We start from the raw sequence: 20763 nt of genomic DNA on the forward strand, positions 1-20763 counted from the left end.
CTTGTACAAAACCGACCTCCCCATAAAAAAGATCCCGCAGGCTTAAGTATGGCTGCAAGCAGGATCTGTTCCACACTCTCGCGAAATACATCGTCACACAGTGACGGAGGTCACACTGCGTCGGCAATTTCCTTCGCCTCGCCTTTCGGATAGAAAAGCCCGGCGTTCGCCGCGCGAAGCACCAGACCTTCGCACGGCGTAAAGTGTTCACCGTAACGCTGTGCCAGTTGCTCCAGGGTTTTCACCACGTTTGCCGCCCCCAGCGTATCAATGTAGCGGAACGGCCCGCCGCGAAACGGGGGGAAACCGATGCCAAATACCGCGCCCAAATCGCCATCACGCGCGCTGCGGATCACCTTTTCATCCAGACACCGCACCGCCTCATTGAGCATCAGCATCACACAACGTTGTGCGATTTCCGTCTCCGGCTGCTGCACTTTCGGGGTGACGTTGAGCAGGCGATAGACGGCAGGATCGACCTGTTTTTTCTTAGCCATGCGCCCTTTCTGGGCATAAAGATAGAAGCCTTTGCCGTTTTTACGCCCTTTGCGATCGTCTTTGAGCACCGCATCAAAACCGGCGGGTGCAGCAAACCGTTCGCCAAACGCATCCACCAGAATCGGGCTAATTTTAGTGCCGACGTCGATCCCTACTTCATCAAGCAACTGCACCGGCCCGACCGGGAAACCAAAGCTGACCAGCGCTTTGTCGATGTGATCGATGGGTTCCCCAGCCAGAACACAGCGCGCCGCTTCGTTGATGTAGGGCGCAAGAATGCGGTTAACGTAGAACCCGGCACTGTCACCCACCACAATGGCTGTTTTTCCCTGTTTCTTCGCCAGCGACACTGTTGTGGAAATCGTCTGCGCACTGGTGCCGGCATGCGGGATCACTTCCACCAGCGGCATTTTATCCACCGGGCTGAAATAGTGCAGACCAATCACCTGTTCAGGTCTGTCCGCCTGCGCGGCTATCTGATGAATAGGTAGAGAAGAGGTGTTTGAAGCGAAAATAGTGTGCGGAGCGGCATTTTTCTCAATCTCCGCCACCATGCCCTGTTTCAGCGCCAGATCTTCGAAGACGGCTTCAACCACCAGATCCACCTGCGCAAAGCCGCTGTAATCAGTGGTGCCTGAAATAAGCATCATCTGGCGTTGCTGTTCATTGCGCGTCAGTCTGCGGCTGCGCACTTTTTTCTCCAGCAAATCCCAGCTGTATTTCAGCGCATGGCGGATACCCTCGACATTGATGTCTTTGATACGCACCGGCAGCCCGGCGCGGGTGGCCGTAACGTTAGCGATACCCCCGCCCATCAGCCCACCGCCAAGAATGCCGACACGGCGAAGCGGCAGGGGTTGGGCATCCGCACCTGTCTCTTTTTTCAGCGCCGTGGACGCAAAGAATAAGCCGCGCAGCGCAGCGGATTCAGGCGTCATCACCAGTTCGCCAAACGCGTTTGCTTCCGCCTGATAACCATTACCGCTGCCCTGATCCAGACCGGTTTTCACCACATCGATGATTTTTTCGGTGGCCGGATAATTGCCGTGGGTTTTAGCGCGCGTCTGTTTGCGCACAAAATGGAACAGCACACTTTTCCCCAGCGGTCCGCCCGCCAGTCTTGCCTGCCACGGCAGCACAGGGCGCGCCCTGCGGCCTTTGGCTACGCGTTCCAGCGCCGTTTGCAGCAAGATTGAATAAGGTACAGCGTCATCCACCAGCCCCAGTTTCAATGCCTGTTTCGCCCGCAGGCTTCGGCCGGTGAGCATCAGTTCCAGCGCTTTCGGCGCACCGATTAAACGCGGCAGGCGCTGCGTACCGCCGGAGCCTGGCAACAGGCCAAGTTGCACTTCCGGCAGGCCGAGCTGAGTTTTATCATCCAGCGAACAAATGCGGGCATGGCAGGCCAGCGCCAGTTCCAGACCGCCGCCGAGGCAGGCGCCGTGAATGGCGGCCACCACCGGCACGGAGAATGAGGCAATCTGCGACATCACCGTCTGGCCTTTCAGCGCGAGCTGGCTGGCCTCTGCGGCGGTTTTGCAGCCGGCAATCATGGTGATATCGGCACCGGCGATAAAAGAATCGGGTTTGCCGGAAATCAGCACCAGCCCCTTCAGATTCGGATACTGTTGCGCTTTATGCAGAATAGAGGAGATTTGCTCAGCAAATTCAGCCTTTAAGGTATTCACTTTTTCACCGGGAACATCAATGGTGATGATGCCGATATGTTCGTTGGTAAACATCAGTGAAAACGCGGAATCCGGCGCTGTGATTGAGTTTTCCATGCTGTCTTTCATTGTGCCGCCTCCAGGATCATCGCCGCGCCTAAACCCCCGGCGGCGCAGGCCGTCGTCAGGCCGTATTTTCCGCCACGGCGGCGTAATTCATGCAGTGTCTGGGTGATCATGCGCGCGCCAGTGGCGGCAAACGGATGTCCGTAAGCCAGCGAACCGCCAAGCACATTGAACTTATCCCAGTCGATTTCCCCCACCGCTTCGCTGCGCCCCAGTTTTTCACGGGCAAACTGCTCGCTGCCCAGCATTTTGATGTTCGCCAGCGTCTGTGCCGCAAAAGCTTCATGCATGTCGATCAGATCGAGATCGGCAAACGTCAGCCCCGCCCGGTCAAGGGCGATCGGCGTGGCGTACGCCGGGCCGAGGAGCATATCTTCCCAGACATCGATGGCGGCAAAGGCAAAACTTTTCAGATAGCCGAGCGGCTGCAGGCCAAGCTCACGGGCGCGGGACTCGCTCATCATCAGCACCGCGGCGGCGCCGTCCGTCAGCGGCGTGCTGGTGGCGGCGGTGACGGTGCCATGTTTGCGGTCAAACGCCGGACGCAGTTTGGCATATTGCCCGATCTCTGAATTGAGGCGGATATTGTTGTCTTTTTGCAGCACCTCACGGTACGGCGGGATCTGCGCGGCCATTACCTGACTGTTCAGGTAGCCCTGTTCCCAGGCCAGCGCCGCCAGCGTGTGGGAACGGTGCGCCAGTTCGTCCTGCTGCTGACGGGTAATGCCGTGGCTTTTCGCCATCTGCTCGGCGGTGTCGCCCATGCGCAGGCCGGTCGAATACTCCGCAACCGCCGGAGGTACCGGCATCAGGTCACGCAGTTTAAGTTTACTGAACAGCGACAAACGCTGTGACAGTGTGCGGGCTTTGTTGACGTCAACCAGCGTGCGGGCGAGACGTTTACTGACGCCAATGGGCAGCACCGAAGAAGAATCCGCGCCCCCGGCGATGCCGACGCTGACCGTTCCGCTGAGAATGCTTTCAGCCACATTCGCCACCGCCTGAAAACTGGTGGCACAGGCGCGCGAGACGCTGTAAGCATCGGTCGAGACATTCATGCCGGTGCCGAGCACAATTTCGCGCGCAATGTTCGGCGCTTCCGGCATTTGTACCACCTGTCCGAACACCAGCTGATCGATAACTTTCGGGTCAATCCCACTTTTCGCCAGCAATTCGCTGACCACCATTTTGCCCAGATCTACGGCGGGGATGCCGTGGTAGGCGGTGGCCTGTTTCGCGAATGGCGTGCGTAAACCATCGACAATCGCAATGCGATCGCCTTCACGCGTTACCAGTGGAATGACCTTGTTCATACATGCTCCTGAGTAAATAGGGTCTAAGAGGTCTGACCTGATAACTCAGTTTTAACCATGTATTTACATTTGGCAAAGCGAAAGCGGCCGAAGTGCGAGCAACAGCAAATTTTTCTGAAATTAGAATGAGAAGGAAAGCAGGCGGGAAAGGATGACGGACAAAAAAATACCGCTGCGGGCGGGCAGCGGCATGTGAAATGCTCAGGTGGGATTATCTTAAAGCCAGCTGGAAGATCATGGTTTCAGCCTGGCAGCTAAAAGTGAAATCGATATTCAGCTCAACGCCACCGGCCACTTTTTCCATGCGGCTGGTGATCTCGCAGGGTGCAGATTCGACACCGCGCGCACGTTCGGTCAGGGATTGCAGCATCTCTTTGGCCTGGGCTTCGTTTTCGAAAACGTGGCTGTAAGAAGCGGTGCAATCGGTGTTGTCCATGATAGTGCCCACATCAACACAACAGCAGGCTGCCGTTTCTTCTACGCCGCATTTGTTGATGGAGTGCAGAGGTTGGGTGGATTTAGAGGACATGGTTACGTCAGACATAATTTTCTCCCCGGCATCAACGGCAACGTCCACCGTCTGGCCTTTTGCGAATTTAAGATTTATTTTCCTTTCGTATTTTACGCCACCCTCTCCCGCTTCGACTAGCACTTACTTATTATGTGTGTTTATCGTGCTTCAGATCACAAAATGGCGAAGAACAGATTAAATTTAAGTCAGGTTTCTCAGTTTAACGTTTCTGAATTGAACTTTTAATGTTGGTTTTTTGTTAAGTGGATCCGATTTCTTGCATCAAATAAGAAATATCAATGAAACATGATTGCAACTACACCACAGGTCAGACCTATACTTCGCTCACTGGTCTGATTTGTCAGACTGATAACGGACCCTACAATCCCGCGCTCATTGTTACTCGATGTAACATTGTTTGATAAAAAACATAAAATTGAGGTTTTGGTCATGAACCAGAAAAACCTGTTTAAAAGATCAGCTCTGGCAGCTGCAGTGGCAATTGTTTCTTCCAACGTTTATGCAGCAGGTTTTCAGCTCAACGAATATACCGCTGCGGGTTTAGGTCGTTCCTTCTCTGGTGAAGGCGCGATTGCAGACACCGCGGCGTCTGGTAGCCGCAACCCGGCGACCATGACGATGTTTGATCGTCCGGCATTTTCCATCGGTGCGGTTTACGTTGACCCGGATGTCAGCGTGACGGGCAAATCCCCGGTCACCGGTGCCAGCACCGATGCAGGTAACATTGCGCCGAACCAGTGGGTACCGAATATTCACTTTATTATGCCGCTGAATGAACAGTGGGCAGTGGGTGCGTCGGCGACGTCTAACTACGGTCTGGCGACCGAGTTTAACGATAATTACCCGGCGGGCCCGATCGGTGGCGAAACCGATCTGATGACCATCAATAATAACTTAAGCGTCGCTTATCGTTTCAACGAGAACTTCAGCTTCGGCGTGGGCTTTGATGCCGTTTATGCGAAAGCAAAAATTCGTCGTACCGCCGGTGAACTCGCCCCGCTGGCGACCCGTGGTCTGATTTCTGAAGATACCGAAGCGGCCAAGCTGAAAGGCAACGAATGGGGCTACGGCTGGAACGCCGGTATTCTGTATGAAGTCGATGACAACAACCGCTACGCCTTCACTTACCGTTCAGAAGTGAAAATTGATTTCGACGGGGAATACCGTAACGGCATTCCACGCGCACTGGGCGGCACAGGCGGTCAAACCGTGCCTGGCTCCCTGACCCTGAACCTGCCGGAAATGTGGGAAGTGTCAGGTTATAACCGCGTTGCGCCAAAATGGGCCGTTCACTACAGCCTGGCTTACACCAGCTGGAGCCAGTTCCAGGAGCTGAAAGCCACCGGTTCTAACGGCCAGACCCTGTTCCAGAAAGACGAAGGCTATCACGATGCTTACCGCATCGCGCTGGGTACCACCTATTACTACGACGAAAACTGGACCTTCCGTACCGGTGTGGCATTCGATGACAGCCCGGTTCCGGCGGATAACCGCACCATTTCGATTCCGGATCAGGACCGCTTCTGGGTCTCTGCGGGGACCACGTACGCATTCACCAAAGATGCTTCAGTGGATGTCGGCGTCTCTTATATGCATGGCCAGACCGTCAACATCAGCGAGCAGGTGTCTGCCAACGCGCCTAAGTATGAATTCCAGGCGAAAGGGACGGCCATGTTGTACGGCGCGAACTTTAACTACAGCTTCTGATGAGTTGAGTGTGATGCCTGAAATGAAAAAAGCGCCGAAAGGCGCTTTTTTTATGGCGATGAAACGGTTATTCCGAATCGATATCTTTCAGGTCACCCTGAATCAGTGCCGCATTCGGGTTTTCCTGTGGCGTCAGCTGACCGCCTCTCGCCAGGAAGTCGTGACGCTGGAAGTAAGCTTCACGGATCATCAGGTAAGGATCAGAAGAGTTACGAATGATGCCATCAGAATCCAGCAATTCAGCACGGGTTTCGACGCCTTCCAGCACCCATTTACCGGCTGACATCCAGAACGTCAGATAGCTGAGCATCGGATAGAGATCATCGACTAAATCGCCCCCCTCGTCACGCAGGGTCGCGCTGCCATAACCAGGCAGGACGGCGTACGGGCCGTAACCGACACCATAATGTCCCAGCGTGCTGCCAAAGCCCTGCGCCTCTTCACGCGCCAGTTTCGGGTTCGCCATTCCTGCCACGTCAATCAGACCGCCCATCCCTAACAAGGTGTTCAGGAAGAAGCGGTTGAAGTGGATCGCCGCGCGGTACGGATCGCCTTTAAGCAAGGAGTTCACCATGCTGGCCGGTTCGTCGAGGTTGCTGAGGAAGTTACTGGTGCCGTTACGCGCCGGTTGCGGGACATAATCACGCCACGCCACGGCAACAGGCCGCACCAGATACGGATCCATATAGTTATAGTTGAAGTCGAACATGACCCGGTTGAAACCTTCCAGCGGATCAGAACGTCCCTGCTGTTCGCTGTCAGAGGATCCGGACGTGCCGGCACAACCGACCAGTAAAACGGTCGCAAACGCCAGCCCAGTCAGGCGTAAGTTCATGGATATCTCCCTGTTATTGATCTTCGGCTCTCTGATTACGGAACCTGCTGATTAATTTCAATGCTGACCTGACCGTTACCGGCAAAATCTGTCAGCGGACTGTCGCCGTACCAGTCACCCGAAGCTGGCGTCGCCAGACCATTCTGTGAAATACGAACGCGTACTTTTAATTGATGCAGCGAAGAAAGCAAGCGTTCCGGCATCATCGCATTACTGTCGTCCACGGTGATCGCCAGCGGGAAGCGGCTCAGGGGCAGTTTTTTCACTGCCACCGGCACCGGGCTGCTGCCGTCGGTCACCGAAATAAAGACCGTGCCATCCTGCGGCAGTGTCTGCTGAGCCGTGGCAGAAAGGCTGACGTTGACGGCCAGTTTCGCCTGATCGGCACCGGACTTTTGTTTCGCCTGTTCGATACTGGCACGCACCATCTCGAGGCGCTTGTCACCGGCGGGCAGAATTTTCAGCATAACTTCCCACGCGCCAATCGCTTGCGGGTAGTGCCCCTGTTCAAATTCATTATAGGCCAGCAGGCTTAATACACGCAGGTCACCCTGAGATTTTTCCAGCATACCGCGCAGGAGATTTCCCCCGGTAAGGTTATCCTGCGGATCGGAAGAGCGGGTTAACACTTCGGCATACCCGAGTTTTACCGCCACATCATCTGGCGCAAGGGCATATGCATGGGCGTAAGCCTGCGTCGCCGTTGGGCCATTATTGAGCGCCATACCAACGCGGCCAAGCATCACCCAGTCCTGCACATTTTTAGGATCGTCCTGTAACTCAGTGCGCAGGCCTAATCCTAAATCCTGTACATCCATAATGGTCAGCGGTGTGCCGCGATCGTCTGCGATGCGGTGACGCAAATCTGGCATACGCTGCATCACCTGATTCCACGCACTCACCTGCCCCAGACCACCGGCGTAGAGATACACTCCCAGCGTGATGATCACCAGCAACAGTGCGCCCGGTACCAGCGTCCAGCGCGCGATCGGCTGCGACGCCGCCGGTGCCTGACCGGCCGGAATATCGGTCAGCAGATTTTCCTGTAATTCCTGAATATGCGCCGGACGTTCATCCACCACACCCTGCGCTTCGTCTTCTTCCAGCTCACTTAACCGGTGATGATAAAACGCTTTGTTCAGCGCATCGCGCGTGGTGTGCTCGCGGCGGTCGCCGCGCAGAACCGGCACGATAAACAGCGCCAGCGCGATGACCAGCATCACCAAAATACACAGCCAAAAAATACTCATGATTTTTTCCTGTCGCTGTCTTTAAGTAACTGCGCCAGGCGCTGTCTCTCTTGTTCAGGCATCTGTTGTGCGGCGGTTCTGCTGCTCACCGGGCCACGGCGGGCGCGCATGAAAATCATTGCGCCGCCGATGAGCACCACCAGCACCGGTCCCAGCCACAAAATCAGGGTCGATGGCGTGACCGGCGGTTCGTATGTGACGAAATTGCCATAGCGCGCCACCATGTAGGCGACGATTTGCTGGCGATCTTGCCCCTCTTTCAGCAACTGAAAGACTTTGGTGCGCATGTCAGCGGCGATGATCGAGTCAGACGCGGCGATGTTGGTGTTCTGGCATTTCGGGCAGCGCAGTTGTGCCGTGATGTCGCGATACGCCTGTTCCTGCTCCGGCGAGGCAAACTGGTAAGTGTCGATGGCGGCAAACGCGCTGACACTCAGCATCAGGCCGAGTACTAACGCCGGCAATGACGAAAGCATTTTCATGCGCCACCTCCGTACTTTTTGTACAGCGGCAAGACTTCGGCCTGCCAGACTTTCTCATTTAAGTCACCGGCATGGCGATAGCGGATGATGCCCTGACCGTCGATCAGGAAGGTTTCCGGTGCGCCGTAAACGCCGAGATCTAAGCCTAACATGCCGTCGCCGTCGTACAGGCTCAGCATGTAAGGATTGCCCAGCGTATTCAGCCAGTTCACTGCTTTCTGCCGGTTGTCTTTGTAATTGAGCCCGACCACACGCACGCCAGTGGCGGCAAGCCGGTTCAGATAATCATGTTCAGCCCGGCAGGTCGGGCACCAGGTCGCCCAGACGTTGAGCAGCATCGGTTTGCCGTCGCGCAGTACCGACTGATCGTAGGTTTTCCCGGCCTCGGCCAGCGATTCCAGCGTAAACACCGGCACAGGTTTGCCGATAAGCGCAGATTCCAGCAGGGTCGGATCATCGCCGTTGGCATTGCGGGTCAGCTGCACCAGAAATGCCGCCGCCAGCGCCAGGAACAAGAACAGCGGAATAAAGAGGAGTTTACGGTTCATGCGTCTTCAGCCTCCGCCAGACCTTGTTTTTTGAGTTTTTTACTCATGCGGTATCGCGGATCCAAAATACACATCACGCCACCGGCTGCCATAAACAGACCACCCAGCCATATCCAGCGGACAAAAGGTTTGTAGTACAAACGCACCGCCCACGAACCGTCGTCCATCTCTTCACCCAGCGCGGCGTAAAGGTCGCGCGCCAGATTGCCGTCAATGGCCGCTTCGGTCATCATGCTGCGCGCCACGCTGTAGAAGCGTTTTTCAGCATGCAGCGTGGTGATTTTTTTGCCGTTCTGCGTGACGTCAATATTCGCTTCACCGCCGGTATAGTTCGGACCGGTAATATCGCGAACGTCGCGGAAGATAAAGTGATAGTCATGAATATCCACGGTATCACCGGCTTTCATGCGCACATCACGCTCAACGCTGTAATTCTGGCTGAACGCGATGCCGATCACCGTCACCGCCACGCCCAGATGGCCGAGCACCATACCCCAGTGGCTGCGGGAAAGTTTGGTCAGGCCGCGCCAGAACGAGTGGCGATGCGTGGCGCGTTCGTGCAATTCCATCAGGGTAAGCACAATCACCCACACGGCCATCAGCATGCCGACCACGGTCATGCCGACGATCTTGTCCTGCAACAACCACGGCAGAAGAATCGACAAGACCAGCGTGACCAACAGCGCCACGCCCAGACGACGCCACAGTTTGCTCGGCTCATCACGACGCCAGCGCACCAGCGGCCCGATGCCCAGCAGCAGCGCCAGCGGCGCCATCAGCCAGGTAAACATCGTATTGAAGAAGGGTTCGCCGATAGAAATACTGCCCATACCCAGTTGTTTATGGATAAGTGGCAACAGCGTGCCGAGCAGCACCACCAGCATCGCCGCCACCAGCAGGACGTTATTGCTGAGCAAATACGTTTCGCGCGAATGCAGTTCGTGACGGCTCGGCGCACGCACCGAATTACCTTTGATGGCGTACAGCAGCAGCGAACCGCCAATCACAATCACCAGATAAGCCAGAATAAACATGCCGCGCGCCGGATCTGAGGCGAACGAGTGAACCGACACCAGCACGCCGGAGCGCACCAGGAATGTCCCGAGCAGACACAGCGAGAAGGCGGTGATCGCCAGCAGCACGGTCCAGGCTTTGAACGTCCCGCGTTTTTCCGTGACGGCGAGCGAGTGGATCAGCGCCGTCCCTGCCAGCCACGGCATAAAGGAGGCGTTTTCAACCGGATCCCAGAACCACCAGCCGCCCCAGCCTAATTCGTAATACGCCCACGCCGATCCGAGCACAATACCGATCGTCAGAAATACCCATGCGGCCTGCGTCCACGGACGTGACCAACGCGCCCACGCGGTATCCAGGCGCCCTGCCATCAGCGAAGCAATCGCGAAAGCAAATGCCACGGAGAAACCGACATATCCCATGTACAGCAACGGCGGATGGAAAATCAGGCCGATATCCTGCAACACCGGATTGAGGTCACTGCCGTCCACCGGGAAATTCGGCAATGAGCGGATAAACGGATTCGAGGTCAGCAGGATAAACAGCAGGAAGCCGCCGGTGATCATGCCCATCACGGCCAGCACGCGCGCGATGGCATCCTGCGGCATCTGGCGGCTGAACAATGCCACCGCCAGCGTCCAGCAACTGAGCAACAGCACCCACAACAGCAGGGAACCTTCGTGCGCGCCCCAGGTGGCCGCCACCCGGTAATACACCGGAAGATGGGTGTTGGAATTGTTCGCGACATAAGCGACGGTGAAATCATTCACCACAAACGCATGGACCAGAATAATGAATGCCAGCGTGATGCAGGCAAACATCCCATAAGCCAGCGGACGCGCCATCGCCATCATGCGGCTGTCCTGCCTTGCCGCACCCCACTGCGGATAAATACTCAGTAACACCGCCAGACCTAACGCCAGACAAAGTGCAAATGTTCCCAGTTCCGGCATCATGAGCGGTCGTTTCCTTTCTCGTTACCCACATAGGCCGAAGCAGGCCCTTTGTGGTTTTCTTTCATGGCGTCGGCGACTTCCGGCGGCACATAGTTTTCATCGTGTTTCGCCAGAACCTGAATGGCATTCACCACGTTTCCCTGTTCCATCACGCCCTGCGCCACCACGCCCTGCCCTTCACGGAACAGGTCGGGCAGAATGCCGTTGTAGGTCACCGCAATCGCCCCGCGCGCATCATAAATTTTAAAACTCACCTGCAAACTTTTCGGGTCACGTTTTACCGAACCGGGCATCACCATGCCGCCGATGCGCAACCGCTGGCCAACTTCCGGCATTTCGTGGTTTTCCCCTTTGCCCTGCAAAATTTCACCCGGCGTATAGAACAAATCAATATTGGAGCGCAGCGCGTACATCACCAGCGTGATGCTCAGGCCAAGGCCGATCAGCACCAGCAGCGCCAGCGTCATGCGCTTTTTACGACGTGGATTCACAATAACTTCTCCGGGGAGGTGTCCGGTTCCAGCGCTGACGTCTGTGCGCCAGGCTGTTTTTTAGACTGAGACTGAATAATGCGTTTTTCGCGGGCCTGACGGCGGCGGACCTCATTGAGGATCTGGCGGTGCTGCACGAAAGTGTGCGCCACCAGCGCAATCAGGGAGATCAGCGTGGCGGCAACGGACAGCCAGACATAAAACGCATAGCCGCCCATCGCAAAGAAATCATGCCAGCTGGAGAATGCAGGGCTCATCCGCGACGCTCCTTATTCAGCAGGCCAGCCACCCATGGACGCAGACGCTCCTGAACCAGGATCAGGTTACGTAAGCGCATCAGCGTCAGGGTAATAAAGAAGAACAGATAACCGAAGATCGCCCAGCGCAGCGGGTAGCGCATACTCGGGTCGATGGTTTGCTGCATATTGGTCGAGCCCTGATGCAGGGTGTTCCACCATTGCACGGAATAATGAATGATCGGGATATTTACCACGCCGACCAGCACCAGAATACCGGCCGCACGCCCCGCCAGACGGCGATCGTCGAACGCGTTGTAGAGCGCAATCACGCCAAGATAGAGGAACAGTAACACCAGCTCGGACGTCAGACGTGCGTCCCACACCCACCAGGTGCCCCACATCGGTTTGCCCCAGGCAGAGCCGGTGACCAGTGCAATAAACGTGAAAACAGCCCCCACCGGTGCCATGGCAGCCACGGCCAGATCGGACATTTTCATCTGCCACACCAGCCCGATAAAGGCGGCGATAGCCATGCCGCTGTAAATTCCCATCGACCAGATGGCCGCCGGGACATGAATATACATAATCCGGTAACTGTTACCTTGCTGATAATCCGGCGGCGCGTAGCCAAAACCCCATACCCAGCCGATCAGCAGGCAGGCAATGCCAAGCAGCCCGAGCCACGGAATGAACCGGCCACAGACGTGGTAAAGCCGTTCAGGCCTTGCGAGTTGATGTAACCATTTCCACATTGTTATCGTTGCTCACTCTAAAATGTCACTGTGCGGGTTGCCGTGGAGCCTCATCGGGCTCTTGCGCGGTCAGACAGCGGTCTTCCGCACTTACTTAGCAATCTCTCTATTTTTGATCATAGAGAAATGTGATGTTAGTCAAAGGTTGCGTTTTTTCTTCCGTATTGTAACGACAGGTAAAATAATTCCACTTCGCGTGGCGCACAGACACAACTGTCAGTGGACGCTCACTCTCAGCGCTGCCGCCGTGGCGAAGGGCGCTAACGTCGCACTGCCCGCCAGCATCGCACCGAGGATCGCCAGATAACCGTCGATCGGCATCGACATGGACGCCGCATCAATCGCGCCGGTGGAAAATATCAGTACCGGAATATACAGCGGCAGCACCAGCAGGCTGAGCAGCACGCCGCCTTTGCGCAGCCCGACGGTGAGCGCGACGCCAATCGCGCCGATAAAACTCAGCGTCGGCGTGCCCAGTAACAGGGTCAGCGCGACCGCTTTCCAGGTTTCAAAATCCAGCGAAAGCAGTAAAGCAATCAGCGGTGACAGGAGCAGTAATGGCAGACCGGTCACCACCCAGTGAGCACATACTTTCCCCACAACCGTGAGCGCCAGCGGCGAAGGCAGTAACAGCAGTTGCTCGAGCGTGCCATCGAGATAGTCATCACGGAACAACCTTTCCAGCGCCAGAAGCGAAGACAACAGCGCCGCGACCCAGACAATACCGGGTGCTATCCGCGCCAGCAGCTTAGGCTCCGGGCCAATGCCTAACGGAAACAGAGTGATCACAATCAGGAAAAACCACAGCGGGTTGATAATTTCGGCGCTTTTGCGAAAGGCAATTTTCAGTTCACGTCGCAGGACTTTAGTAAACATTCCGTCTCATTTCCCCAGGCGTCACGCCAGCTCTTCGCTGGTCAGACGGAGTTTTCGCACGTCACGGCTCACGCCCTGCAAATCCTGATGCGTGGTCAGCAGCACCATACCGCCCTGCTCTGCGTGTTGTTCAAACAGGTTGATCAGCGTGGCAACGCCTTGTTTATCAATGGCGGTCAGCGGTTCATCAAGGATCCATAACGGCGCGGTGCTCAGCCATAAACGCGCCAGGGCAACACGGCGCTGCTGTCCGGCGGACATTTGCGCCACTGTCACATCCTCGTACCCCAGCAGCCCGACATTGTCTAATGCCTGATAAATCGCATCGGCATCGGCTTCAGCCTTTCCGGACGGGCGGTTAACAGACAGATAGAAGGCAAGGTTTTCAAACGCAGTAAGCACTGACTTTACGCCGGGCTGGTGGCCGAGATACAGCAGCTGCTGATGAAAAACGTCGCGCTGACGGCGGGTATTCACGCCCTGCCAGCGAACTTCACCGGCGTCCGCAGAGGAAAGCCCGGCAAGAATGCGCATTAAGCTGGTTTTACCGGCGCCGTTGCGCCCCTCAATCTGCACGATTTCACCCGGTTCGAGGGTGAAACTTAAGCCGCTGAACAAGGTTCGCTCATCGCGAACACAACTCAGATTAAGGGCTTCAAACATGAGGATATCTCTTATTTTTCACAAGTACGCATCATATCACAGGCGTCAGAGGCGACGCAGCGCAAGGTGCCACAGTTTACATGGCTGAAAACCCTGAAATCCAGCACACAATCCACAAATTGTCCCATAAGGTTCATGGGTTAATGCTTTGTAACTTTTATGTATATTTGCTCATAAACGCGTTGTCTCGCCTATGCTTATCCCTGAACACATTTTAAAGCCGCCTTGCGGCACACCGAAGGAATCACCATGCAACAAGAGCACAAAAAACAGGAAAGCAGTGACGTCGACAGCGACGAGCACGCACAGGGCAAAGAGATCGAAACCGGCGAGGACAATTTGCCGTCCAAAGCCGCAGCGGTACACGAAGTTATCCGCATGGAAGGTGAGAAAGAGCTGGAGCGCGACGGGCAGGCTTTATTGTGGTCAGCCATCGCCGCCGGGCTTTCCATCAGCGCGTCATTAATGGCGAAAGGCATTCTGCACGCACGCCTGCCGGATTCCCCGGAACGGTTCTTCATCGAGAACATCGGTTATACCGTCGGGTTCATTATTGTGATCATGGCGCGCCAGCAGCTGTTCACTGAAAACACTGTGACGGCGGTTTTACCGGTGATGCAAAAACTGACCGGCAAAAATATCCTGCTGCTGCTGCGGTTATGGGGTCTGGTGCTGGGCGGCAACATCCTCGGCGGCGGGATTGCGGCGCTGGCGTTCCATCTGGTGCCGTTCTTCGATACCACCACTGACGAAGCCTTCCGCACCATCAGTCTGGAGATCATGGAGAAAGGCCCGGAAGCCATGTTTGTCGGCGGAATGGTGTCCGGCTGGCTGATTGCCACGATGGTGTGGATGATCCCGTCCGCCGGTACCGCCAAACTCTGGGTGATCATGCTGATGACCTACATGGTGGCGATAGGCGACCTGACGCACATCGTGGTCGGTTCGGTGGAGGTTCTCTACCTGGTGTTCTCCGGCGCGATCCCCTGGTATGAATTCATCTGGCCGTTCGCCCTGCCAACGCTCGCGGGGAACATCGCCGGTGGCACCTTTATCTTCGCACTGATAAGCCACGCACAGATCCGTAACGACATGAGTAACCAGAAGAAAGCCAAAGCCAAAAAAGAGGAACAGGAAGCCGCGAAGAAAGAGGCCGCGAAGCCGTAAACGTCAGTAAAACCGCCGCAACTGGCGAGGAAACGACCAAACGGCAGGCTAACGCCTTATTATTGAGAGAAAAACGGGTATACTACGCGGGCGCTTTCCACAGGCGCCCGTGTCTCCTTAGTTAAACGGATATAACAAGCCCCTCCTAAGGGCTAGTTACAGGTTCGATTCCTGTAGGGGACACCATTTTTTAGTTCTCGTAACATCCCATCGCATACCCCCTGGTATTTTCCCTGCCTGACAAAAATCATATGTCCCTTCTGGACAGCAAAATGAATCTACAAAGAACTTTGGTAGCTATCCAACCCAGGGTATAAAGAAAACCGAGGTGATTAAGACTAATGAATTCGAAAATTGCTTAACTCAATAACCCCTTCAGATCATAAATAGTAAATCTATAAAACTATTAATCGGGTAATTAATCCCTCATTGTAAGAAAAGATAACGCACTAACGTTTCGACATGGCTCAGAAAAGCGTTATTTGTAAAACTGGCTCTCAACAAACTGAGACGAAGTATTTAGCGCGAAACTTGCTACAAACGGTAGCCGGTCGAAGGCATTTGAAGCCCTTAAGCGCAAGAAAGAGCAACTCAGCGCAACGGTGCTATAACGGCAAATATTGCTCATCACAAAAATGAGTATCTAGGCGTAATCATGCTTTTGAGGTGCTCACTTTTTATTACCCCCTCCGCCACTTTCGTTGTTCTTGTACTGATCCGCTTCCCTTCAAAAATTCATGATAAAAACACGATCAAATTATTGATTTTCTCTGAATGAGTGGTGCATTCTGACTGGATGCTTTTACATTAAAAAATGGGTATTTTTCAGGAATCTTAAGGTTGTTCTGGCCGGCTAAGCGCGTCCCTACATATGCATTAAAACCGACATGATAAGCGGGCAGACGTGGTAGAGATAGCATTGCGCTCATCATAAAATATTTAAAAAACAAGATACTACATCTCTATTTAATTAAATCACTATATTTAAAAAACCATATTAAAATATTTTATTAATGCAATAAACCTATAAAGGACTACTAATGGAAATCATTGAAAAACAACCAAAAGTTTTTATCTCATACAGTTGGGATGGACAAGCCCGCCAAGATCAAATTATTGAATTAGTACAACGCTTAGCAGCAGATGGAGTTGATACAATTGTTGATATTTATGATTTAAAAGAAGGAGACGATAAGAATCATTTTATGGAAAAAATGGTAACAGATGAAACTGTTAGCCATGTACTAATTATTTGTGACAAGAAATACTCTGAAAAAGCTAACAAAAGAAAGTCGGGTGTTGGAACTGAATCGCAGATTATTTCTCAAGAGGTTTACAATCGAGTTTCACAATCTAAATTTATCCCGCTAGTTTATGAATTTAATGATGATACAGAAGCATGTACTCCTGTTTTTTTTAAAAGCCGTATTTATATTGATTTTTCCAGCCCCGAGAAAGAAAATGAAAACTGGGAAAGATTAATTAGATTACTTCATGGAAAGCCAGAGTTAATAAAACCAGAAGTAAGCAAAAGACCCTCATATCTTGATGTAAAACAAACAAAAAACACCTATGAAATGGATTCAAAATTTAGAGTTTTTAAAAATGCATTATTGAGCGAAAAAATAACCACCTCACTATATAGAGACGATTTACTGGATTCTTGTTTTAATTTCGCTGATTCTTTAAGAGTTAGATCAGCATCCAATGAAGCTGATTTCCCTCAAAAAGTAATTGATGATTTTAAACAACTGGTAAATGTAAGAAATATTCTAGTAGATTGGTGTCTATTGGAAAGTCGTTTTGAAAAGCCTGACTTTTCTGAGAGCTTACTTAATGTGCTAAAAAGGCTGTTGGAAATGGCATCTAGACCGATAGAAGTTGATTCATGGAGTGAAGATGACTTCCATGCACATAAAGCTTTTGCATATGAAACATTTTTATATATCCTTGCAGCACTAATCAAAAATGAAAAATTCTTACTCGCTAATGAAGTACTAAAAACACATTATGAGTTGCCAGAAACGTCTTTATCAAATGATTATCAATTTTGTAGTTTTGATGAGTTTTATTTCCATTCAGACCTACTTCAAAGTAAACTATCACCACCTAAAATGATATTAAACTCAGCAGTTGCTGAGTTGTTAAAAATAAATGCAGAATGAACAGACTTAATATTCACTGACATTATGCAAGCAGATTTAATTGCAACACTCATGTCTCTCATCGAGAAAAATCGATATTGGTATCCTCAAACAATTTATTACGCAAAGCATTCACAAAAATATCCATTTTTTATTAGAGCTACTCAGCATAAGCATTTCAAAAAACTTTTAGAGTTAACTGGATATCAAGACGCGGGGAAGTTAAAAAGTGCTATCACCGAAAGCATTGAAAGAGGTAAACGGGATTACACTCTCGGTAGCAGCTTTAGAGGTTTGTCATATCCGAAAGTTTTTAATATGGATAAATGGGATACTCTTTCTTAATTAATACATACTGATTATATAAAGGCATTCTAATAATGCCTTTATATTTCTTTATAACATCTCTCACTTTTTTGTCGCCAGATACTAACCTGGAAATGTATTACAGGTTGAATTAGATACAATTTGTACATAAACAAAAAATAATAGTTTAAATACAAATTCAATTCCTTTAAGGAACACCATCCAACCCTTCCCGTCCTGTTCATCTTGCTCCAAAAATATATCCCCCCTTCTCCTTATGCACGTCCTTTAGCCGCTCAACTACTGTTCAAATATCAGCATTGTTTATGTGGTTTTCAGGTGTATTCTCGTCGCAAATAATTACAACCCATACAGCAACGACAGGGATGCAGTGCCATCATGCGCTTACTCGGATTTGTTCTTTTTGCGATCACGCTTTTATTCAATACCGCAACGGCAAAACAGCATACACAGTCTCCGCCTTCGGATAATGAACTTGTCGAGCAAGGGGATTACACCAACTCTGACGGGCAGGAAATTCACCGTCCGGCACATACAAAATCGGGTAACGCGCCCGATGGCGCATCGGCTCAGTGCAGGGATGGCACTTACAGTTTCAGTACGCATCGCCGGGGGACCTGTTCCAGACACGGAGGTGTCGCTGCCTGGCTCAACTGACAGCAATCTCCACAAATTCCCAGTTTTGAGATCTCACGCAAACTTTCCTGCAAAAAATTTGTTTTACTTACACATGTTAAAAAATGTTACGGAAATGAGTTCGTAATGAAATCTAAGATGTAAGTAAGGAAACTTTGATGAAGACTTTGACTACTTTTTGCCTCGCCAGCCTGTTTTCTGTCAATGCATTCGCCCTCACCGGCAACGATGCGACCACCAAACCAGACCTTTACTATCTGAAAAACGATCAGGCGATCAACAGCCTGACGCTTCTCCCGCCGCCACCTGCCGTTGGCAGTATCGCGTTTCTCAACGATCAGGCCATGTATGAACAAGGCCGGTTGCTGCGTTCAACCGAGCGCGGCAAACAGGCTGCTGAAGACGCTAACCTGAGCGGCGGCGGCGTGGCGAATGCCTTCTCCGGTGCGTTTGGCTCGCCGATCACAGCCAAAGATACGCCGGAGTTGCACAAGCTTTTGACCAATATGATTGAAGATGCCGGCGATCTGGCGACCCGCTCAGCCAAAGAGAAGTACATGCGCATTCGTCCGTTTGCCTTCTACGGCGTGCCGACCTGTAACACCACTGAGCAAGATAAGCTGTCGAAGAACGGATCCTATCCTTCCGGCCACACCTCTATCGGCTGGGCGACCGCGCTGGTACTGACTGAAATCAACCCGCAACGTCAGGATCAAATCCTTCAGCGCGGTTATGATCTGGGCCAGAGCCGTGTGATCTGCGGATACCACTGGCAGAGCGATGTCGATGCCGCACGCATCGTCGGCTCCGCGGTGGTCGCCACGCTTCACACGAACGACGCCTTCCAGCAGCAGTTGAAGAAAGCCAAAGAAGAGTTTGCGAAACAACATAAATAAAGCGGCATCATGATGTGACGCTTCGGTCAGACAGGCACGGTTCAGCGCCTGTCTGACACCTCAACCGCCTGTTACCACCCTGGCACCGCGCCACCGTTAAAGATTTTCTCTGCCGCCTTCGCCACTTCTGGCGACTGGTAAGAATTCAGAAACTCCTTCACGTTCTGCGCATCTTTATTGTCTTCCCGCGCGACCAGAATATTGACGTAGGGAGAGTTTTTATCTTCGATAAACACGCTGTCATGCACCGGCGAGAGTCCGGTTTGCTGAATGTAGGTGGTGCTGATGATCGCCACGTCAACTTTCGGGTCGTCCAGTACGCGCGGTAACTGCGCACCTTCCAGCTGCATAATGTTCAGGTGATGCGGGTTTGCAGTGATATCCAGCGCCGTCGGCAGCAGGCCGGTTCCCTCTTTCAGGGTGATCAGTTTTTCTTTTTGCAGCAGCAACAGCGCACGCCCGAGATTGGTCGGATCATTCGGGATCGCGACCGTCGCGCCTTCGCTGAGTTGATCAACGGTTTTAATTTTCTTTGAATAACCGGCCATCGGGAAAACGAAGGTATTGCCGACGGCGACCAGATGATAGTTATGCGCTTTATTGTCCTGTTCAAGGAACGGGCGATGCTGGAAGACGTTCGCATCCAGATCGCCATGCTCGGTGGCATCGTTCGGCAGTAGCGAACCGCTGAAACCGACCAGCTCGACCTCAAGACCGTATTTCTCTTTGGCGACTTTTTTAGCCACTTCCGCCACATCCTGCTCGGCGCCGTTAATCACCCCGACCTTAATATGTTTCGCATCACTGCTTTTTTGGTCACAGCCTGCCAGCAGTAAACCCGCCAGCAAAACCAGGGCTCCGGCCCGAAAATGAGAGGTTGTCAGTTTCACTCTTTATCCTTAAAAAATAAGCGCTAATGTGCAAAGACACTGACTATAACAGGAGGACCGACGGTGATTTAAAAACCAAAAAAGTATCGATAAGAAGAAAAAAGTATAAACACAGAACAGCGGCCGGCAGGGGGTATCCAGACGTTTTACTTATACCTGTCAAAAACAGTTTGCCTTCGGGCCCTGTTTACGCAAAAAGTAGTGATTTGGCACCCTCTGCGGAGCAGGAAGAATGGAAATTATTGAGGCGGATGAACAACATGTTCCCGCGATGCAAAAAATTTATGCCTGGCACGTCATTCACGGAACGGCCTCGTTCGAGACTCAACCGCCTGAGCAAAGTGAAATCTCCGCCCGTCTGAAAAAAATCAAAGAGGCCGGTCTGCTGTGGCTGGTGGTGCTGCATGAAGGGGAAGTGAAAGGATTTTGCTATCTTGGCCGTTATCGCGAGCGTTTCGCTTACCGGTTCACGCTGGAAGATTCTATTTATATTGATCCCGGTTTTCAGAAACGGGGAGCGGGTAAAGCGCTGCTTCGCCGCGCCATCGACTGGGCGGAAACTCACGGCTTTCGTCAGTTGATTGGAAACGTCGGCGACAGCGACAATACCGCGTCGATCAACCTGCATCTCGCGGCAGGTTTTCAGATAAAAGGGACCCTGCACTCGGTGGGTTTCAAGCATGGCCGCTGGCTGGATACCGTATTTATGCAGCGCGCACTGGGAGACGGAAATCAGACCCTGCCCGCGCAGTAG

At 52.7% G+C, this 20763-nt stretch carries 21 protein-coding genes and 1 tRNA gene; 8 read left to right on the forward strand and 14 right to left on the reverse strand.

Going from position 1 to position 20763, the window contains the following annotated elements:
• Positions 1 to 110: 110 nt before the first annotated feature.
• From fadJ to ACQZQY_RS19850, 3 genes are all read right to left on the reverse strand, one after another.
• The gene (gene fadJ, locus ACQZQY_RS19840; RefSeq protein WP_431296259.1) at positions 111 to 2294 is read right to left on the reverse strand and encodes a fatty acid oxidation complex subunit alpha FadJ; all 2184 of its coding nucleotides are present in this window, start codon (positions 2292 to 2294) and stop codon (positions 111 to 113) included.
• Positions 2291 to 3604, reverse strand: a complete 1314-nt coding sequence (gene fadI, locus ACQZQY_RS19845) for an acetyl-CoA C-acyltransferase FadI (RefSeq protein ID WP_056782106.1) — start codon at positions 3602 to 3604, stop codon at positions 2291 to 2293. The genes fadJ and fadI overlap by 4 nt, the downstream gene beginning before the upstream one ends.
• Positions 3605 to 3815: 211 nt before the next feature.
• Entirely contained in the window at positions 3816 to 4148 is a 333-nt protein-coding gene (locus ACQZQY_RS19850; protein WP_431296260.1) for a YfcZ/YiiS family protein, read from the reverse strand.
• Positions 4149 to 4565: 417 nt separating this feature from the next.
• Here ACQZQY_RS19850 and fadL point away from each other — a divergent pair, with 417 nt between their 5' ends.
• The gene (gene fadL / locus ACQZQY_RS19855) at positions 4566 to 5843 is read left to right on the forward strand and encodes a long-chain fatty acid transporter FadL (RefSeq protein WP_056782104.1); all 1278 of its coding nucleotides are present in this window, start codon (positions 4566 to 4568) and stop codon (positions 5841 to 5843) included.
• A 67-nt stretch (positions 5844 to 5910) separates the two neighbouring features.
• On the opposite strand, the gene mlaA is transcribed toward fadL, so the two are convergent.
• The 10 genes from mlaA to ccmA form a co-directional block, all read right to left on the reverse strand.
• Positions 5911 to 6678, reverse strand: a complete 768-nt coding sequence (gene mlaA / locus ACQZQY_RS19860; RefSeq protein WP_056782103.1) for a phospholipid-binding lipoprotein MlaA — start codon at positions 6676 to 6678, stop codon at positions 5911 to 5913.
• 35 nt (positions 6679 to 6713) lie between these two features.
• Positions 6714 to 7928 (reverse strand): c-type cytochrome biogenesis protein CcmI, encoded by a 1215-nt coding sequence (gene ccmI / locus ACQZQY_RS19865; protein WP_431296261.1) that lies wholly within the window; start codon positions 7926 to 7928, stop codon positions 6714 to 6716.
• The gene (locus ACQZQY_RS19870; protein WP_431296262.1) at positions 7925 to 8410 is read right to left on the reverse strand and encodes a cytochrome c-type biogenesis protein; all 486 of its coding nucleotides are present in this window, start codon (positions 8408 to 8410) and stop codon (positions 7925 to 7927) included. The genes ccmI and ACQZQY_RS19870 overlap by 4 nt, the downstream gene beginning before the upstream one ends.
• Positions 8407 to 8958 (reverse strand): DsbE family thiol:disulfide interchange protein, encoded by a 552-nt coding sequence (locus ACQZQY_RS19875; RefSeq protein ID WP_056782095.1) that lies wholly within the window; start codon positions 8956 to 8958, stop codon positions 8407 to 8409. The genes ACQZQY_RS19870 and ACQZQY_RS19875 overlap by 4 nt, the downstream gene beginning before the upstream one ends.
• Positions 8955 to 10928 carry a heme lyase CcmF/NrfE family subunit gene (locus ACQZQY_RS19880; protein ID WP_056782093.1) on the reverse strand — a complete coding sequence of 658 codons (1974 nt, stop codon included), beginning with the start codon at positions 10926 to 10928 and terminating at the stop codon, positions 8955 to 8957. The genes ACQZQY_RS19875 and ACQZQY_RS19880 overlap by 4 nt, the downstream gene beginning before the upstream one ends.
• Complete coding sequence (ccmE, locus tag ACQZQY_RS19885) at positions 10925 to 11419, reverse strand: cytochrome c maturation protein CcmE (RefSeq protein ID WP_431296263.1); 495 nt, start codon at positions 11417 to 11419, stop codon at positions 10925 to 10927. Before ccmE ends, ACQZQY_RS19880 begins: the two co-directional genes overlap by 4 nt.
• Positions 11416 to 11676: a heme exporter protein CcmD gene (gene ccmD / locus ACQZQY_RS19890; protein ID WP_056782089.1), complete on the reverse strand. Its 261-nt coding sequence runs from the start codon at positions 11674 to 11676 to the stop codon at positions 11416 to 11418. The genes ccmE and ccmD overlap by 4 nt, the downstream gene beginning before the upstream one ends.
• A complete protein-coding gene (locus tag ACQZQY_RS19895; protein ID WP_056782087.1) occupies positions 11673 to 12410 on the reverse strand; it encodes a heme ABC transporter permease in 738 nt (245 codons plus the stop codon). The genes ccmD and ACQZQY_RS19895 overlap by 4 nt, the downstream gene beginning before the upstream one ends.
• 216 nt (positions 12411 to 12626) lie before the next feature.
• Positions 12627 to 13286, reverse strand: a complete 660-nt coding sequence (ccmB, locus tag ACQZQY_RS19900) for a heme exporter protein CcmB (RefSeq protein WP_056782086.1) — start codon at positions 13284 to 13286, stop codon at positions 12627 to 12629.
• A gap of 21 nt (positions 13287 to 13307) precedes the next feature.
• Positions 13308 to 13949 (reverse strand): cytochrome c biogenesis heme-transporting ATPase CcmA, encoded by a 642-nt coding sequence (gene ccmA / locus ACQZQY_RS19905; protein WP_122097515.1) that lies wholly within the window; start codon positions 13947 to 13949, stop codon positions 13308 to 13310.
• A 249-nt stretch (positions 13950 to 14198) separates the two neighbouring features.
• On the opposite strand from ccmA, the gene ACQZQY_RS19910 reads away from it, so the two are divergent.
• The 6 genes from ACQZQY_RS19910 to phoC all read left to right on the forward strand — a co-directional run bounded on the left by ACQZQY_RS19910 (position 14199) and on the right by phoC (position 19119).
• The gene (locus ACQZQY_RS19910) at positions 14199 to 15116 is read left to right on the forward strand and encodes a formate/nitrite transporter family protein (RefSeq protein WP_183847811.1); all 918 of its coding nucleotides are present in this window, start codon (positions 14199 to 14201) and stop codon (positions 15114 to 15116) included.
• A gap of 111 nt (positions 15117 to 15227) precedes the next feature.
• Positions 15228 to 15302, forward strand: a tRNA-Arg gene (locus ACQZQY_RS19915).
• 854 nt (positions 15303 to 16156) lie between these two features.
• Positions 16157 to 17281 (forward strand): SEFIR domain-containing protein, encoded by a 1125-nt coding sequence (locus ACQZQY_RS19920; RefSeq protein ID WP_431296264.1) that lies wholly within the window; start codon positions 16157 to 16159, stop codon positions 17279 to 17281.
• 24 nt (positions 17282 to 17305) lie between these two features.
• Positions 17306 to 17605, forward strand: a complete 300-nt coding sequence (locus ACQZQY_RS19925; RefSeq protein WP_431296265.1) for a hypothetical protein — start codon at positions 17306 to 17308, stop codon at positions 17603 to 17605.
• A gap of 360 nt (positions 17606 to 17965) precedes the next feature.
• On the forward strand, positions 17966 to 18244 hold the full coding sequence (locus tag ACQZQY_RS19930) for a DUF3761 domain-containing protein (RefSeq protein WP_136376815.1): 279 nt from the start codon (positions 17966 to 17968) through the stop codon (positions 18242 to 18244).
• A gap of 137 nt (positions 18245 to 18381) precedes the next feature.
• On the forward strand, positions 18382 to 19119 hold the full coding sequence (gene phoC / locus ACQZQY_RS19935) for an acid phosphatase PhoC (protein WP_056774350.1): 738 nt from the start codon (positions 18382 to 18384) through the stop codon (positions 19117 to 19119).
• Positions 19120 to 19190: 71 nt separating this feature from the next.
• Here the strand turns inward: phoC and nlpA are convergent, their stop codons facing one another.
• Entirely contained in the window at positions 19191 to 20009 is an 819-nt protein-coding gene (nlpA, locus tag ACQZQY_RS19940; RefSeq protein WP_414070673.1) for a lipoprotein NlpA, read from the reverse strand.
• Positions 20010 to 20241: 232 nt separating this feature from the next.
• Between nlpA and ACQZQY_RS19945 the strand changes: the two genes are divergently transcribed.
• Positions 20242 to 20763 (forward strand): GNAT family N-acetyltransferase, encoded by a 522-nt coding sequence (locus ACQZQY_RS19945; RefSeq protein ID WP_056774342.1) that lies wholly within the window; start codon positions 20242 to 20244, stop codon positions 20761 to 20763.

The organism is Rahnella sp. PAMC25559, assembly GCF_050632365.1.
GTDB classification, from domain to species: Bacteria; Pseudomonadota; Gammaproteobacteria; order Enterobacterales; family Enterobacteriaceae; genus Rahnella; species Rahnella rivi.

Bases quoted from the DNA above. Each gene is read 5' to 3' on its own strand.
- ACQZQY_RS19910 (WP_183847811.1), top strand. From the start codon at position 14,199: ATGCAACAAGAGCACAAAAAACAGGAAAGCAGTGACGTCGACAGCGAC.
- ACQZQY_RS19925 (WP_431296265.1), top strand. From the start codon at position 17,306: ATGCAAGCAGATTTAATTGCAACACTCATGTCTCTCATCGAGAAAAAT.
- ACQZQY_RS19870 (WP_431296262.1), bottom strand. From the start codon at position 8,410: ATGAAAATGCTTTCGTCATTGCCGGCGTTAGTACTCGGCCTGATGCTG.
- ACQZQY_RS19945 (WP_056774342.1), top strand. From the start codon at position 20,242: ATGGAAATTATTGAGGCGGATGAACAACATGTTCCCGCGATGCAAAAA.
- ACQZQY_RS19930 (WP_136376815.1), top strand. From the start codon at position 17,966: ATGCGCTTACTCGGATTTGTTCTTTTTGCGATCACGCTTTTATTCAAT.
- phoC (WP_056774350.1), top strand. From the start codon at position 18,382: ATGAAGACTTTGACTACTTTTTGCCTCGCCAGCCTGTTTTCTGTCAAT.
- ACQZQY_RS19920 (WP_431296264.1), top strand. From the start codon at position 16,157: ATGGAAATCATTGAAAAACAACCAAAAGTTTTTATCTCATACAGTTGG.
- ccmB (WP_056782086.1), bottom strand. From the start codon at position 13,286: ATGTTTACTAAAGTCCTGCGACGTGAACTGAAAATTGCCTTTCGCAAA.
- mlaA (WP_056782103.1), bottom strand. From the start codon at position 6,678: ATGAACTTACGCCTGACTGGGCTGGCGTTTGCGACCGTTTTACTGGTC.
- ACQZQY_RS19850 (WP_431296260.1), bottom strand. From the start codon at position 4,148: ATGTCTGACGTAACCATGTCCTCTAAATCCACCCAACCTCTGCACTCC.
- ccmD (WP_056782089.1), bottom strand. From the start codon at position 11,676: ATGAGCCCTGCATTCTCCAGCTGGCATGATTTCTTTGCGATGGGCGGC.
- ccmA (WP_122097515.1), bottom strand. From the start codon at position 13,949: ATGTTTGAAGCCCTTAATCTGAGTTGTGTTCGCGATGAGCGAACCTTG.
- ACQZQY_RS19895 (WP_056782087.1), bottom strand. From the start codon at position 12,410: ATGTGGAAATGGTTACATCAACTCGCAAGGCCTGAACGGCTTTACCAC.
- fadL (WP_056782104.1), top strand. From the start codon at position 4,566: ATGAACCAGAAAAACCTGTTTAAAAGATCAGCTCTGGCAGCTGCAGTG.
- fadI (WP_056782106.1), bottom strand. From the start codon at position 3,604: ATGAACAAGGTCATTCCACTGGTAACGCGTGAAGGCGATCGCATTGCG.
- ACQZQY_RS19880 (WP_056782093.1), bottom strand. From the start codon at position 10,928: ATGATGCCGGAACTGGGAACATTTGCACTTTGTCTGGCGTTAGGTCTG.
- ACQZQY_RS19875 (WP_056782095.1), bottom strand. From the start codon at position 8,958: ATGAACCGTAAACTCCTCTTTATTCCGCTGTTCTTGTTCCTGGCGCTG.
- fadJ (WP_431296259.1), bottom strand. From the start codon at position 2,294: ATGAAAGACAGCATGGAAAACTCAATCACAGCGCCGGATTCCGCGTTT.
- ccmI (WP_431296261.1), bottom strand. From the start codon at position 7,928: ATGAGTATTTTTTGGCTGTGTATTTTGGTGATGCTGGTCATCGCGCTG.